A 16,075-nucleotide genomic window follows, 5' to 3' on the forward strand; every position below is an offset into this window, starting at 1 on the left:
AGCGCCGCACCGTGCCGTGTAGGAGGACCGAGCGAGGCGCGCGGCATCAAGGCGCCGTCGCGGGCGCCACCGCCCGGGGACGCCGCGCGCCGGGCGCCACCTGCGCCGCGGGTGGCCGGCAGTCGCCTGCAAGCGCCGCTGTTCAGGCCTCGCCCTCAGCGGTCCCGCTGATTCTTGGCCGGATGGTTCGGCTCCTCGTAAGGCGAACTGCCGTCGTTGGCCGATGCGCCCACGGGCTTGTCGCCCTCGGTGAGGCGCTGCTGCTGCCGCTCGGCCTGCTCGCGCCGGGCCGCGGGGTCGGGCGCGGGCGCGCCGGTGCGGTCCGAGTTCTTGGCGAACTGCTTCATGGCCTTCTGGGCAGGAAGATGGCTGCCCTTGTCGCTGGCGTCGAAGCCGGCCGCGTCGTCGGGCGCGGGGTCTGCAGCGGGGCGGGAGGGGTCACGGGTCATGGCAGGGGCTCTGGGAGAAGGGGCGAGGGCCGGGCGCGCGGCCCGACCGCCAGGAGGCAGCGAGGCGAGTCAGACCAGCGGCGGGTCCTGGTCGCGCTCGAAATGCCGGTGCCGGGCGATCGCGGCGATGAAAGCCGGCGTGAGCGCGGGCAGCTCCTGCGCGTCGCCCAGGATCAGCCCGGGGTCGTGCCGCCCGTCGGGCAAGGTCAGCGGCACCTCCGCCTGCGCCAGCAGCCCCTGCGACGCGCCCAGCACCAGCAGCGGCTTGCAGTGGCGGTACTGGTCCTTCACGAACTCCATGACCTGGCCCACGCGCGACAGCAGCGCCACGCCCTCGGGCCCGTCGGGCAGCACCAGCGCGTCGAAGAGGAAACCGGGCGCGTTCTCCAAACTCGCATCGGCCTGGAGCGTGAGCCCGTCGGCGGTGCGCACCGCGCCCAGCCGCGGCGCCACCACACGCGGCACGGCGCCTTCGGCGAACAGCGCCTGCACCAGCTGCTGCACCGGTGCGCCGGCCACGCCGTCGGCCACCACCAGCGCCACCTTGCGCGTGCGGATGCCGCCTTCGCCCGGGCGCGCCAGCAGCGACAGCGCCGGCGACTGCCGCACTTCGGGCTCGGCCGGCGTGGCGATGGCCAGCGGCAGCGGCGCGGGCAGTTCCATGCCCAGGCCGGCGGCCACCTGCGCCGCAAGCGCCTCCGAGGCGTTGCGCAGGCCGGCCACCACCCGTTCGCGCACCGCGGGCACCGTCACCTTCGACAGCTCGAAGCGGAAGGCCGCGGCGATGTGCGCCTGCTCCACCGGCGACTGGCTCTCGTAGAACAGCCGGGCCTGCGTGTAGTGGTCGGCGAACTTCTCGGGCTTGATGCGCACCTTGTGGTGCGCTTCCTGGGCCTCCTGGCGCGACTGCACGCTCATGAAACCCTGTGCCGCGCCCGCCTGGAAGGGGCAGCCGCCGCCCAGCGAGTTGGGCTCGTAGGCCACGCGGCCGCGGTGGATGGCCTGGCGGTGCATGCCGTCGCGCTGGTTGTTGTGGACCGGCGCGATGGGCGCGTTGATCGGGATCTCGTGGAAGTTCGGCCCGCCCAGGCGGCTGATCTGGGTGTCCACGTAGGAATGGATGCGCCCGGCCAGCAGCGGGTCGTTCGTGAAGTCGATGCCCGGAATGATGTGCGCGGTGCAGAAGGCGACCTGCTCGGTCTCGGCGAAGAAGTTGTCGGGGTTGCGGTTGAGCACCAGCCGCCCCACCAGCTGGATGGGCACCAGCTCCTCGGGCACGATCTTGGTCGCGTCGAGGATGTCGAAGCTGAAGCGCTCGGCCTCTTCCTCGGTGAACACCTGCAGGCCCAGCTCCCATTCCGGGTACTCGCCGGCCTCGATGGCCTCCCACAGGTCGCGGCGGTGGTAGTCCGGGTCGGCACCGGAGATCTTCACCGCCTCGTCCCACACCAGCGAATGGGTGCCCAGCTTGGGCTGCCAGTGGAACTTGACGAAGCGCGACTCGCCCTGCGCGTTCACGAGCCGGAAGGTGTGCACGCCGAAACCCTGCATGGTGCGGTAGCTGCGCGGGATCGCGCGGTCGCTCATCTGCCACATGAGCATGTGGGTGGACTCGGGCATGAGGCCCACGAAGTCCCAGAAAGTGTCGTGCGCCGACGCGGCCTGCGGCATGGCGTGGTGCGGCTCGGGCTTGACGGCATGCACCAGGTCCGGGAACTTCATCGCGTCCTGGATGAAGAAGACGGGCATGTTGTTGCCCACCAGGTCCCAGTTGCCCTCGTCGGTGTAGAACTTGACGGCGAAGCCGCGTACGTCGCGCGCCGTGTCTTTGGAGCCGCGCTCGCCGGCCACGGTGGAAAAGCGCACGAACACCGGCGTGATCTTGCCGGCCTCCTGGAAGGGCGCGGCGCGCGTCAAATCGGTGAGCGGCGCGTAGTTCTCGAAGAAGCCATGCGCGCCCGAGCCGCGCGCATGCACGATGCGCTCCGGGATGCGCTCATGGTCGAAGTGCGTGATCTTCTCGCGCAGGATGAAGTCTTCGAGCAGCGCGGGCCCGCGCGCGCCGGCCTTGAGCGAATGCTGGTTGTCGGCAATCGGCACACCCAGGTTGGTGGTCAGGCGCTGGCCCGTGGCGTCGACGCGCACGCGGTCCAGCGGCCCGACCAGCGGCTGCGCCCCCGGGGCGGCCACGGTGCCGGCCTTGGCATTGGCGTTCTGCTCCGACAGGGTGCTGGCCGTCGCCCGCGGCGAGGGAGGAGGTACCGCGGTGCCCGCCGGCGGCAGTTCGATGCCGTTGCCCTCGTATTCGGCCAGCTTGTTGGCGTTGTGGGGCTGGGCCGCGGCCAGCGCCTGGGCCTCGGCGGCCTTCTGCGCGGGCAGGTCGCCCTGCGCGGCCTGCGGCGGCGCGGGCTGGGCGGGCGCGCTGTCGGTGTTGCGGGCGGCGGCCCGTGCGGCCGCCACATCGGCCGGTTCCGCGGCCTGGGCGGGCGGCTTCGACACACCGGACTGCGACTTTTTCACCATGGGGAGACTCCTTCGGGGCGGGTTGCGGGGGAGGGGCTGCGTGCGGGCACGCGGCCATTTCCACCTTAGGCGCATCCCGCGCATGCGTGCGTAGGAGCGCGGTCGCCTGCCCCGTCGGCGCGGCGCTGTCAGACGAAGGCACTGCCGCAGCGACCGAGGGTGCCTCGCGGGCCTGGCCTACACGTGGGCGCTGGCCGGCCCGCCGAAGCTCATGGCCGTGCCAGCCCGCCCGAACCAAGGAGCCGCAGATGAGCGCAGGACCGCAGGACCCCGAAACGCCCGGGAGCGCGCACGAGCGCGCCGCCGACTATCTGCGCGCGCATGACCTCGTGGTGGTCACCGCCGAGTCCTGCACCGCGGGCCTGATCGCGGCGCGACTCGCATCGGTGCCGCATGCGGGGCAGGTGCTGGAGAGTGCCTTCGTGGTCTACGACCCCAAGGCCAAGATGCGCTGCCTGGGCGTGCCTGCCGAGGTGCTGGCGCGCCACAACCTCACCAGCGAGGCGGTGGTCCTGGCGATGGCGCAGGGCGCGCTGGCGCACAGCGATGCGAACGTGGCCATCGCGAACACCGGCGTGGCCGACGATTCGGACCCCGCCATCCCGCCCGGCACCCAGTGCTATGCCTGGGCCTTCCGCGATGCCGAAGGCCGCACCCAAGCCTACACCGCCACGCACCGTTTCAGCGGCGAGCGCAATACCATCCGCGAGGCCAGCGCCGACCATGCGCTGCACTGCCTGCCGCACTACCACCGGCTGTGGCGGCAGGCTCCCGCGTCGTCCCCCGCCACCGCGCCGGCCGCCGAAGGCGGCGTGGCCACGCCCATCCAGGAAGCGAATCCATGACCCTCGATGCCCCGCGTGAAAAGATCCTGCAGGAACTGCAGGTCGTCCGTTTCTTCGATGCCCCGGCCGAACTGGAGCGGCGCGTGGCCTTCCTGGCCCGCTACCTCGGCGCCAGCGGGCGGGGCAGCTATGTGCTGGGCATCAGCGGCGGCGTCGACTCGCTGGTGGCCGGCGCGCTGGCCCAGCGCGCCGTCTCGCGGCTGCGCGCCGAGGGCCGGCCGGCCTGCTTCATTGCCGTGCGCCTGCCCTACGGTGCGCAGCGCGACGAGGCCGAGGCCGCGCGCTGCATCGACTTCATCGCCCCCGACGAGGTGAAGACCGTCAACATCCGAAGCGCCGTGGACGCCCTGCATGCGCAGTTGCAAGACGCGGGCGTGGACCTGGGCGACGCAGGCAGCGCGGACTTCCACGTGGGCAACATCAAGGCGCGCCTGCGCATGGTGGCGCAGTACGCGATCGCGGGCGCGGCGCAAGGGCTGGTGATCGGCACCGACCACGCGGCCGAGGCGCTGATGGGCTTCTTCACCAAGCATGGCGATGGCGCGGCCGACATCCTGCCGCTGGCGGGCCTGTCCAAGCGGCGCGTGCGCGCCCTCGGGCTCGAAATGGGCGCGCCCGGCGACCTGGTGATGAAGACGCCGACGGCCGACCTGGAAAGCCTGTCGCCCCTCAAGCCCGACGAGGCCGCTTTCGGCGTGAGCTACGAGGTCATCGACGATTTCCTCGAAGGCCTGCCGGTGGACGCGGCGGCCGAGCGGATCCTGCTCGACACCTACGCCCGCACGGCGCACAAGCGCAGCCCGGCCGTGACGCCGGCCTGAGCGGCCGGCCGCAGGGCTGTCCCCGACATGGCAGCCTGAAACGGCCGAAGCCGCCACACTGCGGCGCGCAGCCCCGGCTGCCTGCCGTCGCATGAACCTTGTTGCCCCCACCCCTTCGCCTTCCCGCCACGCCGGCATCGAGCACGTGGACATCGGCCGCGTGCGCATCTACCTGGGCGCCAAGAACGGCAAGTACCCCGACGGCAACCAGGTGATGGTGCGCGGCACCGACACGCTGGCCGCCTTCGACACGCCGCTCGTCGCCAACCACATCGGACCGGACTTCGATGCCGCCGAACTCGTGGTGATGGGGCACGTGCATGAAGACCACATGGCCGGGCTGCACCGGCTGCCCCATGCGCCGGTGCATGTGCACCAGGGCGACCTGGCCGCCGTGCGCAGCTGGGAAGGCCTGTGCGCGGCCTTCGGGACCTCGGGCGCCGGCCAGGCGCAGATGCTGGCGCGGCTGCAGCAGGAGTTCTTCTACGCACCGCGGCCCGACGCGATCGGCTATGACGATGGCGCCGTGTGGGAGCTGGGCCAGGCGCGAGTGCGGGCCTTCCACATGCCGGGCCACACCACGGGCCACACCGTGCTGTTGGTGGAGCCCGAGGGCGTCGCCTTCATCGGCGACATTGACCTCACGGGCTTCGGCCCCTATTACGGCGACGCCTGTTCCAGCCTGCGTGATTTCCGCCGCAGCCTCGCGCGCCTGCCCGATGTGCCGGCGCGGGCCTGGGTCACCTCGCACCACCGCGGCGTGTACACCGACCGGCAGCGTTTCCTCGACGACCTGCAGGCCTACGCGGCGAAGATCGACGAGCGTCAGGCGCGGCTGCTGGCCCTGCTGCGCAACGCGCCGATGGACCTGGCGCAATTGGTGGCGCAACGGCTGCTGTATCCGCCGGGCTTCGACGCGCCCTGGGTGGAGGACGCGGAAAGGCGCACCATCGCGCAGCACCTGCAAGAGCTGCAGGCGGCCGGGCGCGTGCAGGTCGACGAGGCGGGCTGCTACCGTCTTGGCTGACCGAAGGACGGACCTTCGGCGGGGCCCTCGGCCCGCTCAGCCCGGGCCTGCTTCGACGCGCAGGATCTCGCCCGTCGCGACCACGCGGAAGCTGCCGTCCTCGGCCCGCTCGACCGGCGCGCCGTCCAGCAGGAACTCCTCGCGCGCTTCGGGCTGCGTGTGCCGCAGCACCTGCAGGGTGCGCAGTTCGCCCTGGGCCGTGCGCACCGTGAGGGTGGTGACATGCGTGGTCATGGCCGCACCTGCGCTGCCTGCGCTGCCTGCGCGCCGTGGACGGCGCAAGGGGACGGCATGGCCGAGAACGGCAGCCGCCCATCGTCTTTTTCGCCGCCCGGGCTGCGGCATCGGTCGCGCGCCGGATCCACCGGCCCGCGCGCGCGGCGTTTCTGCGCTTCGTCCGGCATGGGGTGGCCATCTGCCATCAGCGTGCTCCTTGTGTGAAGGCTCCGGTTATTGCGCGGGCGTGGGTGCAAGGGCGTAGGCCGGCATCGGGCGTGGGCTGTCGATGCAGCCCTGCCCGTGCGCAACAGGGCGCGCGTTGCATGGCCGCGCGGCCCGCATTGCGCCGTCGCGCCATCGCGGGGCCGGCCAGGCCGAACGTCACAGAAAGATTTACATATGTCCGACCCGGGTTTCGGGCCAAGCGCGAGTGCCGACAATCACGCGCTTTTTCCCGAACAAGAGGACGCTTTCAGCGCAATGCCCATCAAGACCGTGCTCTATGTCAGCAAGGCGGCCGGTTCCCGATCCCTGACGCATCTTCGGCTCCTCGTCCCACACGCCCGTGAAGCCAACCGGCGCCGCGAGATCACCGGCGTTCTGCTGTTCGACGGCCGCAACTACACCGAACTGCTGGAGGGCCCGGCCCAGGCCATCGACGCCGTGATGGCGCGCATCGCACTGGACAACCGGCATTCGAAGATGCGCGTGCTGTCCGATGAGCGACGCGCCGACCGGTCCTACGTGGGTTTCCCGCTGACCTACCTGTATGACGAGGGGCGCCGCGGACTGACCACCGAGCTGGTGGACGGCAAGCCCGTGTCGGGGCTGGAACTGCGCGACATCTTCCTGCGCGCGCCCGGCGACCTGCCGGCCGCCCGGCCCGGATGAACGGCACGCACGGCAACGCCAGGGACAAGGGACCGGGAGGCGCGGCACTGATCCCGCTGGGGCGGCGCCAGCGTGCAACGGGTGCTGGGCGCAGGCGAGCGCGGAGCGCTTCAGCGGTAGAAGGCCGAGGGCGGTACGCCGAAGTGCCGCCTGAACATGGCGGTGAAGGCACTGTGGCTGGCGTAGCCGCAGTCCAGCGCCACGCCGATCACTTTCTCGCCGCGCGCGATGGCGGTGAGCGCGGCCAGCAGCCGCGCCTGTTCCCGCCACTGCGAAAAGCGCATGCCGGTGCCTTGCGCGAACAGGCGCTGCAGCGTGCGCTCGCCCACACCGATGCGCGCGGCCCATTCGGCGGCGCTGGCGCGGTCCGCGGGATGGCGCATCAGGGCGTCGCAGATCGGCTGCAGCCGGGGCTCGGCGGGCATGGGCAGGTGCAGCGGCAGCGTGTGCGACACGCGCAGCTCGTCGACCACCAGCGCGATCAGGCGGCGCTCGCGCGGCGTGAGCCGGCCCTGCGGCGGGATGCGCACGGCCTCCACCAGCAGTTCGCGCAGCAGCGGCGAGATGTGCAGCACGCAGCTGTGCGGCGGCAGGCGCTTGATCTGCGCCGCATCGATGAACGCGGTGCGCATCAGCACGTCGCCCGACATGGTCACGCTGTGGCGCAGCCCGGCCACCAGCCACAGCCCGCGCTGGGGCGGCACCACCCAGGAGCCGCCTTCGGAATGGACCACCATCACGCCTTCGGTGGCGTAGAGCAGCTGGCCGCGCGGATGGCTGTGCCAGCCGGTCGAAGTGCCGCTGGGCCAGCGGGCCTCCATCACCAGGGCGCGCGGCAGGTCGTGGAAATCCAGGTGCTTCTGCGGAGAGGGCGCGGCCATGACCGAAACTCTGCAGTTCTTGGCGGATGTGCGAAAGACGGACGCGGACCACCCGCCTAGTCTCCAGGCCATCTTTCCGCTGCTCAAGTCCGAATACGCGCTGAGCTTCGGGCAGATCGGCATGATCGCGCTGGTCTACCAGGTCACGGCCTCGCTGCTGCAGCCCTGGGTCGGCCTGTACACCGACAAGCACCCCATGCCCTGGCTGCTGCCCGCCGGCATGGCCGTCACGCTGGCCGGCATCGCGCTGCTGGCGGGCGCGAACAGCTACCCCTGGCTGCTGGTGGCCTCGGCGGTCATCGGCGTGGGCTCGGCCACCTTTCACCCGGAAGCCTCGCGCGTGGCGCGGCTGGCCTCGGGCGGGCGTTTCGGCACGGCCCAGTCCACCTTCCAGGTGGGCGGCAACGCCGGTTCGGCCATCGGGCCGCTGCTCACGGCACTGGTCGTGATCCCGCACGGGCAGGCCGCGGTCGCATGGTTCATGCTGGCCGCGCTGCTGGCCATCGCCGTGCTGTGGCGGATCATGCAATGGAGCCGCCGGCACGGCCAGGCGCACCAGCAGGGGCTGGCGCGCCGGCAGGGCGAAGGACTGAGCCGCGGCGGCGTGCTGCAGGCCATGGCGGTCATCTCGCTGCTGATGTTCGCCAAGTTCGTCTACATCGCGGCCTTCACGAACTACTTCACCTTCTACCTGATCCAGCACTTCCGGCTGGACGTGCAGGACAGCCAGGTCTTCCTGTTCATCTTCCTGGCCGCGGTGGCGCTGGGCACCTTCGCCGGCGGCCCGGTGGGCGACCGGATCGGGCGCAAGGCGGTGATCTGGGTGTCCTTCCTCGGCGTGGCACCCTTCGCGCTGGCGCTGCCTCATGTGAACCTGTTCTGGACCGCGGTGCTGGCCGTGGCCGTTGGCCTGGTCATGTCCTCGGCCTTCGCGGCGCTGGTCGTGTATGCGCAGGAGGCGGTGCCGGGGCGCGTGGGCATGGTGTCCGGCCTCATGTTCGGTCTGATGTTCGGCTTGAGCGGCATCGGCGCCGCGGGCCTGGGCAAGCTGGCCGATGCCTACGGCATCGAGTGGGTTTACCAGGCCGTTTCCTTCCTTCCGCTGCTGGGGCTGTGCACGCTCTTCCTACCCGACACGCGCAAGGGGCGCACGCAGGCCGCGTCAGTCGCCCGCTAGGGAAGGGCGCGCTGCGCCGTCAGCCGGCGCGGCCGGGCGCGCCCCGGCGGGCAGCGGCGTACGGCTGCCGCGGCCCGGTTCCAGGGCGTCGGCTCAGGGGATCACCTTGAGCTGCTGCGCATTGGGCGGTAGCTGGTAGCTCCAGGTCTCGGTCAGCGGCCGGCCGTCGGGCTGGCGCAGCGCGGCGCGCAGCTCCACGGGCTGCGCCGGGTCCTTGACCCTGGCGCGGATCAGCAGCCGCCAGCCGCGGATGACGGGGTTGGGCTGCAGCTGCGTTTCGAGCAGCTCGCCGTTAGCGCTGATGCTGACGTCGGGCTGCAGCACCGTGCCGGCCGGCAGGTTGGCCAGCACCGGGCCTTCGAAATCGATGTTCCAGGCCATGCTGCCGTCGAGCTGGCGGACCAGGTTGCGCTGCAGCCGCTCGCCCGAGGTGTGGAAGGTCTGGCGCACCCAGCCGTTGTTGGCCGCATGCAGCGCGGGCTCGTTCATGGTCCAGTGCATGCGGTAGGCGAACTGCAGCATCTGGCCCTTGCGCGCCGGCTCGGCCGGCACCCAGTAGGCCACGATGTTGTCGTTGGTCTCGTCGATGGTGGGAATCTCCACCAGCTCGACGGAGCCCGCACCCCAGTGGTTGTGCGGCTCGATCCAGGCGCTGGGGCGCAGGTCGTAGCGGTCCTTGAGGTCTTCGTAGCGCGAGAACTCGCGCCCGCGCTGCAGCAGGCCGAAGCCGCGCGGGTTCTCCATCTGGAAGCTGCTGGCCTGCACCTGATGCGGGTTGTTCAGCGGGCGCCAGATCCATTCACCGGCACCGGTCAGCATGGCCAGGCCGTTGGAGTCGTGGATGGCCGGGCGGAAGTTGCGCCGGTCGCTGAGCTGGTTGGGCCCGTAGAGGAACATGCTCGTGAGCGGCGCGATGCCGATGCGCGCGATGTCGGCGCGCAGGAAGAGGTTGGACTGCACGTCCACCACGGTGTCGCTGCCGGGGCGCAGGATGAACTGGTAGGCGCCGGTGGCGCGCGGCGAGTCGAGCAGCGCGTAGATCACGAGCTCCTGGTCCTGCGCGGCCGGGCGGCGCACCCAGAACTCGCGGAAGTTCGGGAATTCCTCGCCGCCGGGCGGCACGGTGTCGATGGCCAGGCCGCGCGCCGACAGGCCGTACCACTGGCCCTGGCCGATGACGCGGAAGTAGCTCGCGCCCAGGAGGCTCATCACCTCGTCCCACTTGCCGGGCTGGTTGATGGGCGAGAGCACGCGAAAGCCGGCGTAGCCCAGCTGCGAGGTGGTCTCACGGTTGAAGCGCAGGTCGCCGAAGTCGAAGCGCTCGGGCTCGTAGCGCAGCTCCTGCACCTGGTCGCCCACGATCTCGTGGATGCGCACCGGGGCGTTGAACTGCATGCCCTGGTGGTAGAAGCTCAGGCGAAAGGGCGCCTGCAGGTCCGACCACAGGAAGCGGTCCGCGCGCGGCTGGATCTTCATGTAGTCGGCGAACTGCAGGCTGCTGAACTCGGGCGGCAGGTTGCTCTGCGGCGCGGCATAAGGCTGGTCGGCCAGGGCGCGGGCCTTGGCCGACACCTCGTCGAGCGAGAAGGCCCAGGCCTGCGCGGCCAGCAGCGTGCAGGCGGCCGCGGCGGCAATCTGGGGAAGCAGGCGCTGCGCGGCGCTGCGGCGGAAAGCGGACAGGGTCATCTTGGAAGGGGGAAGCGCCCTGCGCCGCCGCACCGCGTCCTCGCCGGCGAGGGCTCGCGTGGGCGTCGCAAACCGGGCAATGGAGCCGGAGCTTAGCAGCGGCCGGCCCGCGCCCCGGGTCGGACAAGGCCGGCGGCGCGCGCCGCGGCAGCGGCCTGGTCCCACAGAGGCCGCCCGGGGCATGGCCTAACATCGCGCGCACTTTTGTCTGCGCTTCCGATCCGATGACCTGCTCCTTTGTGCCGAAGACGCTCGCGCTGGCGGGCCTGGCCGTGGCCTGCGCCGCGGCCCTGGCCCAGCCCAAGCCCGCCCTGCTGAACGACAAGAAGGCCTTCGTGGCCGACCTGCTGCGGCAGATGACGGTGGAGGAGAAGGTCGGCCAGCTGCGGCTGATCAGCATCGGCCCCGAAATGCCCGCCGCCCAGCTGGCCGAGGAAGTGGCCGCGGGCCGCGTGGGCGGCACCTTCAATTCGGTCAACCGCAAGGAACAGCGCCCGCTGCAGCAGGCGGCCGTGCAACGCAGCCGCCTGAAGATCCCCATGCTCTTCGCCTACGACGTGCTGCATGGGCACCGCACCTCCTTCCCCATCGGCCTGGGCCTGGCCTCGAGCTGGGACATGGACGCGGTGCGCCGCACGGCCCGCTATTCGGCGCTGGAAGCCAGTGCCGACGGCATCGACGTGACCTTCGCGCCCACGGTGGACATCTCGCGCGACCCGCGCTGGGGCCGCACGTCGGAGGGCTTCGGCGAGGACCCGCACCTGGTTTCCCAGGTGGCGCGCGCGATGGTGCAGGGCTTCCAGAACGGCTCGTCCGCCAAGCCCGACAGCATCATGGCCTCGGTCAAGCATTTCGCGCTGTACGGCGCGGTGGAAGGCGGGCGCGACTACAACATCGTCGACATGAGCCCCATGCGCATGTACAACGACTACCTGCCGCCCTACAAGGCGGCCATCGACGCGGGCTCGGGCGGCGTGATGATCGCGCTCAACACCGTCAACGGCCAGCCCGCCACGTCCAACACCTGGCTGCTGCAGGACCTGCTGCGCAAGGACTGGGGCTTCAAGGGCGTGACCTTCTCCGACCACGGCGCCATCACCGAACTGCTGCGCCATGGCGTGGCCCAGGACGATGCCGAGGCGGCCGAGCTGGCGATCAAGGCCGGCGTGGACATGAGCATGGCCGACCAGGTCTACCTCAAGGAGCTGCCGGGGCTGGTGAAGTCGGGCCGCGTGAAGATGGCCGTGCTGGACAACGCCGTGCGCGAGGTGCTGGGCGCCAAGTACGACATGGGCCTGTTCCACGACGCCTTCCGCCGCATCGGCAAGGCCGAGGACGACCCGGCCGACCCCAAGGCCGACAGCCGCCTGCATCGCGAGCCCGCGCGCGACGTGGCGCGCCGCTCGCTGGTGCTGCTGGAAAACCGCAACGACACGCTGCCGCTGAAGAAGTCGGCCACCGTGGCGCTCGTCGGCCCGCTGGCCGATGCGCCCGTCGACATGATCGGCGTCTGGTCGGCGCAGGCCCTGCCGGCGCAAGCCGTGACCTTGCGTGCCGGCATGGCGAAGGCGCTGCAAGGGCAGGGCGGCAGGCTGCTCTACGCGCGCGGCGCCAACGTGACCGAAGACAAGGCCATCGTCGAATACCTGAACTTCCTGAACTGGGACGCGCCCGAGGTGGTGCAGGACAAGCGCACGCCGCAGCAGATGATCGACGAGGCGGTGGCCACCGCGAAGCAGGCCGACGTGATCGTGGCCGCCGTGGGCGAGGCGCGCGGCATGTCGCATGAATCGTCGAGCCGCACGCGGCTGGACCTGCCCGAAAGCCAGCAGGAACTGCTCAAGGCGCTCAAGGCCGTCTCGGTGGCCACGGGCAAGCCGCTGGTGCTGGTGCTGATGAACGGCCGGCCGCTGGCGCTCAATTGGGAGAAGGCGAACGCCGACGCGATGCTGGAAACCTGGTTCGCCGGCACCGAAGGCGGCCATGCCATCGCCGACGTGCTCTTCGGCGACTACAACCCCTCGGGCAAGCTGCCGATCTCCTTCCCGCGCTCGGTGGGCCAGGTGCCCACCTACTACAACCACCCGCGCCTGGGCCGGCCCTTCACGCCGGGCAAGCCGGGCAACTACACCTCGCAGTACTTCGACGAGCCGCAGGGCGCGCTGTACCCCTTCGGCTACGGCCTGAGCTACACCCGCTTCGAGCTCTCGCAGGTGCAACTGTCCAGCGCCACGATGGCGCGTGGCGGCCGAGTGGAGGCGAGCGTCACGGTGCGCAACGCCGGCGCGCGCGCCGGCGAGGCGGTGGTGCAGCTCTACATCCAGGACGTGGCCGCGTCGGTGGTGCGGCCCGTGAAGGAACTGAAGGACTTCCGCAAGCTGATGCTGCAGCCCGGCGAGCAGCAGGTGGTGCGCTTCCAGATCGATGAATCGCAGCTCAAGTTCTACAACGCACAGCTCCAGCACGTGGCTGAGCCGGGTGAATTCAGGGTGCAGATCGGCCTGGATTCGCAGGCGGTGAAGGAGCAGGGCTTCGTGCTGCGCTGAGCCTCGCGGCGCCAGCGCCTCGCTGCTGCACGCGCCGGGGTTCGAGGCCGCTGCGCGAACGGCCTCATCCGGCCCGGTCGGCGCGCAGGCGGCCGGCCCCGGCGCTCAGCCCCCCAGCAGCGCCCGCAGCCGCCGCACCTCGCGCTGCAGATCGATGATCAGCGCGGCGGCCTCGACGCCGACGTCGAAGTCGCGCTGCAGGCGCCGGGCCTGCAGCGCGCAGCGCAGCGCCTCGCCGTGGAAGACCCATTGCGCCTGCGGCGCATCGGGCCGGGTGGGGGCGATCAGCCCGGCGTCCACCAGGGCCAGCACCCATTCCTCGCGGTCGCCCGCGGCGCGTGCGAGTTCGGCGATGCGCAGCGGATGGTCGTCGTCCACGGGCACGCCATGCGTGATCGTCACGGTGGTCTGTCGCAGCGAGGTCATGCAAAGGCTCCCAGAGAACGGCGCGGATCGAAGGCCGTGCTGGCCCGGGCCAGCGCCTCATAGGCCGCGCGGGCGGCGTCGGAGTCGGCCGGCGGCAGCGCGAGCTCCAGTTCCAGGTAGAGGTGGCCCGGCACCTTGCCGGGAAAGCCGCGGTCCTTCAGGCGCAGCTTGCGTCCGGGGCGCGAGTGGGGCGGCACCGTGACTTCCACTTCGTCACCGTTGGGCAGGGGCACGCGCACCTGCGCGCCCAGCGCGGCTTCGCTGGGCGTGACCGGCAGCTTCATCGTCAGGTCGTGGCCCTCGACGCGGTAGCGGGCGTCGGGCGCCAGCTTCACTTCGAGGAAGAGGTCGCCTGCCGGTTCGCCGCCGTGGCCCGGCAGGCCCTGGCCGGCCAGCCGGATCAGCTGCCCCGGCCGCACGCCGGGCGGAATGCGCACCTGCAGCGTGCGCTGCACCACCTCCGGCTGGCCGTGCGCGTCGAGCTCCAGGGCCTGCAGCTGCAGCAGGCGCTCGCCGCCGCGCAGCGCGGTGGCGATGTCCACCTCGATGGTGGCGTGCTGGTCGTCGCCGCGCATGCGGGCCTGCCGCTGCTGGGCCTGGCGCCGCTGCGCCGCGCCGAACAGGGACGAGAAGAACTCGCTGAAGTCGGCATCGTCGGCCGGGCCGCCCGTGCCGCCGTGGCGCGCGCGGCTGAAGTCGAAGCCCTGGTCCCAGCCGGGCGGCGGCGTGAAGCCGTGCCCCGCGCCGTCGCCCGCCGGCGTGCCGCGGGCCACGCGCTCGGCCAGGGCATCGTAGGCGGCGCGTTTCTCACTGTCCTGCAGCACTTCGTAGGCCTCGTTGACCTCTTTCATGCGCCGCTCGGCGTCGGCCTCGTGGCTGACGTCGGGGTGGTATTTGCGGGCGAGCTTGCGGTAGGCCTTGCGGATCTCGTCGCTCGAGGCTTTCCGGTCCACGCCCAGGGCGGAGTAGTAGTCCTTGAAGTCCATGGCGCTCCCGTGAAGGAAGGATTTCCATCCATGGTGGGGGCCGGCGGGCCGCTCTGCAAGTCGGCCGGCGCCGCCAGGCTCGCGCGCAAGCCGCCCGGCGAGAGGGGCGCCGCCTCAGCGGCACAGCGGCCAGCCGCCGACTTCCAGGTGGAAATGGTCGCGGTGCGCGCGGTTGTAGCCGGGCCCGAGCGTGCCGTCGAAGCGCCGGCAGGCACCCGCATGCGCGCCGTGCAGGAAGCGCGCGACGGGGTCGCGCTGCAGGGCCTGCGCGTCGTCCCAGGGCTGCGGGGCCTCGCGCAGTACCTGGATGCGGCGGCCGTCGGCCAGCAGGAAGCCGCCCACGTCCAGCGCGTCGGCGGTGGCATGGCGGCTGCGACGGCCGGTGGCGCGGCCGTCGCCGGTGCTGATGTCGCGGCAGACATGGCTGCCCAGGTGCTCCACGCGCGTGACGCGCTGGCCCAGCGCGGCCTGCGCGGCGGCCTGCAGGTCGTGGCGCTCCCAGAGCGCGAAGGAGAGGGCGGCGCGGCAGCTGAGCACGGTCGGCCGGCTCAGCTGCACCGACTGGCCGGCTTCCAGCCGCACGGCGTTGTCCAGGCCGCAGCCCTGCGCCAGGGGGCGGTCGGGCACGCGCGAAAAGCGCAGCCCCGCCTCGCGCAGCGTGGCCAGGCATTGCGCCGGGTCGGCGCGCGCGCGGCGCATCTTGAAGGGCGTGAGCCAGTTCGGCGGCTCGGCCACGTCGAGGGCGGCCAGCGGGTCGATTCGCGGCGGCACCTGCAGCCAGCCGCTCAGGTAGCCGCCCACCGCCAGGCCGGCCAGCAGGCTGGCCAGCGCCACCGCCCCGAGCCGGCCCGGCCGACGCGGCGCCGTGCGGCCCTCAGCCCTGGGCATGGCGCCGCAGGCGCTCCTGCAGCGTGCCGGTGTGCAGCTCGCACAGCAGCCGCGCGGTGCGTGCCAGGTCGCTGCCGATGAAGGTGATGTGGCGGATGCCTTCGTTCTGCATGGGATGGAACGGATTCGCGTGGAGGGGCGTGGAGTGTGGCGCCCGACCGCCGGCCGCGCTGCCGGCCGGAAGCAGGCTTGCATGTCAGCGGTCCACGGGCAGCAGCAGGCTTTCCTTGACCTCCTCCATCACCACGTAGCTGTGCGATTCGGCGGGCACGGGCAGCTTCTTGAGGATGTCGCCCAGCAGGTGGCGGTACTCGCCCATGCCGCGCAGCCGGGCTTTGACCAGGTAGTCGAAGCCGCCCGAGACCAGGTGGCATTCCAGCACCTCGGGCATGTGCAGCAACTCCTTCTTCACCTTGTCGAAGACCTCGCCGGACTTGGACGAGAGCTTGATTTCCACGAACACCAGCAGCGTCTTGCCCAGGGCTTCGGGCGACACGCGGGCGTGGTAGCCGGTGATGACGCCGTTTTTCTCCAGCCGCTTCACGCGTTCCGAACAGGGCGAAGTGGACAGGCCCACGCGCTGGGCCAGCTCGGTGACCGGCAGCCGGCCTTCGCGCTGGAGGATGTCGAGGATCTTGCGGTCGATGCGGTCGAGCGAAGCAGTCATTTCAGCGGTCCGGCCAGGCACGGGCAAGGGTGGCGGCAGCTGA

17 protein-coding genes are annotated in these 16,075 nt (G+C 71.4%); 6 read left to right on the top strand and 11 right to left on the bottom strand.

Annotated features, from left to right (window positions below):
• Window positions 1-155: 155 nt before the first annotated feature.
• Together LG388_RS04085 and LG388_RS04090 are read right to left on the bottom strand one after the other, a co-directional pair.
• Window positions 156-449, bottom strand: coding sequence for a hypothetical protein (locus LG388_RS04085; protein WP_225781545.1), 294 nt, complete (start codon window positions 447-449; stop codon window positions 156-158).
• Between the two features lie 69 nt (window positions 450-518).
• Window positions 519-2,972 (bottom strand): catalase, encoded by a 2,454-nt coding sequence (locus LG388_RS04090; RefSeq protein ID WP_225781546.1) that lies wholly within the window; start codon window positions 2,970-2,972, stop codon window positions 519-521.
• Between the two features lie 248 nt (window positions 2,973-3,220).
• Between LG388_RS04090 and LG388_RS04095 the strand changes: the two genes are divergently transcribed.
• The 3 genes from LG388_RS04095 to LG388_RS04105 all read left to right on the top strand — a co-directional run bounded on the left by LG388_RS04095 (window position 3,221) and on the right by LG388_RS04105 (window position 5,665).
• On the top strand, window positions 3,221-3,817 hold the full coding sequence (locus LG388_RS04095) for a CinA family protein (RefSeq protein WP_225781547.1): 597 nt from the start codon (window positions 3,221-3,223) through the stop codon (window positions 3,815-3,817).
• On the top strand, window positions 3,814-4,638 hold the full coding sequence (nadE, locus tag LG388_RS04100) for an ammonia-dependent NAD(+) synthetase (RefSeq protein WP_225781548.1): 825 nt from the start codon (window positions 3,814-3,816) through the stop codon (window positions 4,636-4,638). Before LG388_RS04095 ends, nadE begins: the two co-directional genes overlap by 4 nt.
• Before the next feature lie 91 nt (window positions 4,639-4,729).
• Window positions 4,730-5,665: an MBL fold metallo-hydrolase gene (locus LG388_RS04105; protein ID WP_225781549.1), complete on the top strand. Its 936-nt coding sequence runs from the start codon at window positions 4,730-4,732 to the stop codon at window positions 5,663-5,665.
• 36 nt (window positions 5,666-5,701) lie between these two features.
• Here LG388_RS04105 and LG388_RS04110 read toward each other — a convergent pair whose 3' ends face one another.
• Together LG388_RS04110 and LG388_RS04115 are read right to left on the bottom strand one after the other, a co-directional pair.
• Entirely contained in the window at window positions 5,702-5,899 is a 198-nt protein-coding gene (locus LG388_RS04110; protein WP_225781550.1) for a hypothetical protein, read from the bottom strand.
• On the bottom strand, window positions 5,896-6,087 hold the full coding sequence (locus LG388_RS04115) for a hypothetical protein (RefSeq protein ID WP_225781551.1): 192 nt from the start codon (window positions 6,085-6,087) through the stop codon (window positions 5,896-5,898). Before LG388_RS04115 ends, LG388_RS04110 begins: the two co-directional genes overlap by 4 nt.
• Before the next feature lie 196 nt (window positions 6,088-6,283).
• Between LG388_RS04115 and LG388_RS04120 the strand changes: the two genes are divergently transcribed.
• Window positions 6,284-6,775 carry a BLUF domain-containing protein gene (locus LG388_RS04120; RefSeq protein ID WP_225781552.1) on the top strand — a complete coding sequence of 164 codons (492 nt, stop codon included), beginning with the start codon at window positions 6,284-6,286 and terminating at the stop codon, window positions 6,773-6,775.
• 110 nt (window positions 6,776-6,885) lie between these two features.
• On the opposite strand, the gene LG388_RS04125 is transcribed toward LG388_RS04120, so the two are convergent.
• Window positions 6,886-7,656, bottom strand: coding sequence for a helix-turn-helix transcriptional regulator (locus tag LG388_RS04125; protein ID WP_225781553.1), 771 nt, complete (start codon window positions 7,654-7,656; stop codon window positions 6,886-6,888).
• Here LG388_RS04125 and LG388_RS04130 point away from each other — a divergent pair.
• A complete protein-coding gene (locus LG388_RS04130; protein ID WP_225781554.1) occupies window positions 7,655-8,833 on the top strand; it encodes an MFS transporter in 1,179 nt (392 codons plus the stop codon). The genes LG388_RS04125 and LG388_RS04130 overlap by 2 nt on opposite strands.
• 93 nt (window positions 8,834-8,926) lie before the next feature.
• Here LG388_RS04130 and LG388_RS04135 read toward each other — a convergent pair whose 3' ends face one another.
• Window positions 8,927-10,519 carry a glucan biosynthesis protein G gene (locus LG388_RS04135; protein WP_225781555.1) on the bottom strand — a complete coding sequence of 531 codons (1,593 nt, stop codon included), beginning with the start codon at window positions 10,517-10,519 and terminating at the stop codon, window positions 8,927-8,929.
• Between the two features lie 224 nt (window positions 10,520-10,743).
• On the opposite strand from LG388_RS04135, the gene bglX reads away from it, so the two are divergent.
• Complete coding sequence (bglX, locus tag LG388_RS04140) at window positions 10,744-13,065, top strand: beta-glucosidase BglX (protein ID WP_225781556.1); 2,322 nt, start codon at window positions 10,744-10,746, stop codon at window positions 13,063-13,065.
• A 105-nt stretch (window positions 13,066-13,170) separates the two neighbouring features.
• On the opposite strand, the gene LG388_RS04145 is transcribed toward bglX, so the two are convergent.
• The 5 genes from LG388_RS04145 to LG388_RS04160 form a co-directional block, all read right to left on the bottom strand.
• Entirely contained in the window at window positions 13,171-13,491 is a 321-nt protein-coding gene (locus tag LG388_RS04145) for a chaperone modulator CbpM (RefSeq protein WP_225781557.1), read from the bottom strand.
• Entirely contained in the window at window positions 13,488-14,477 is a 990-nt protein-coding gene (locus tag LG388_RS04150) for a DnaJ C-terminal domain-containing protein (RefSeq protein ID WP_225781558.1), read from the bottom strand. The genes LG388_RS04145 and LG388_RS04150 overlap by 4 nt, the downstream gene beginning before the upstream one ends.
• A 114-nt stretch (window positions 14,478-14,591) precedes the next feature.
• Complete coding sequence (locus LG388_RS04155; protein ID WP_225781559.1) at window positions 14,592-15,365, bottom strand: extensin family protein; 774 nt, start codon at window positions 15,363-15,365, stop codon at window positions 14,592-14,594.
• On the bottom strand, window positions 15,352-15,477 hold the full coding sequence (locus LG388_RS26630) for a hypothetical protein (protein WP_255632135.1): 126 nt from the start codon (window positions 15,475-15,477) through the stop codon (window positions 15,352-15,354). Before LG388_RS26630 ends, LG388_RS04155 begins: the two co-directional genes overlap by 14 nt.
• Before the next feature lie 84 nt (window positions 15,478-15,561).
• Window positions 15,562-16,032, bottom strand: a complete 471-nt coding sequence (locus tag LG388_RS04160; RefSeq protein WP_225781560.1) for a winged helix-turn-helix transcriptional regulator — start codon at window positions 16,030-16,032, stop codon at window positions 15,562-15,564.
• Window positions 16,033-16,075 lie beyond the last annotated feature (43 nt).

It is taken from the genome of Xenophilus sp. Marseille-Q4582 (assembly GCF_916700565.1).
Classification (GTDB): Bacteria; Pseudomonadota; Gammaproteobacteria; order Burkholderiales; family Burkholderiaceae_C; genus Xenophilus.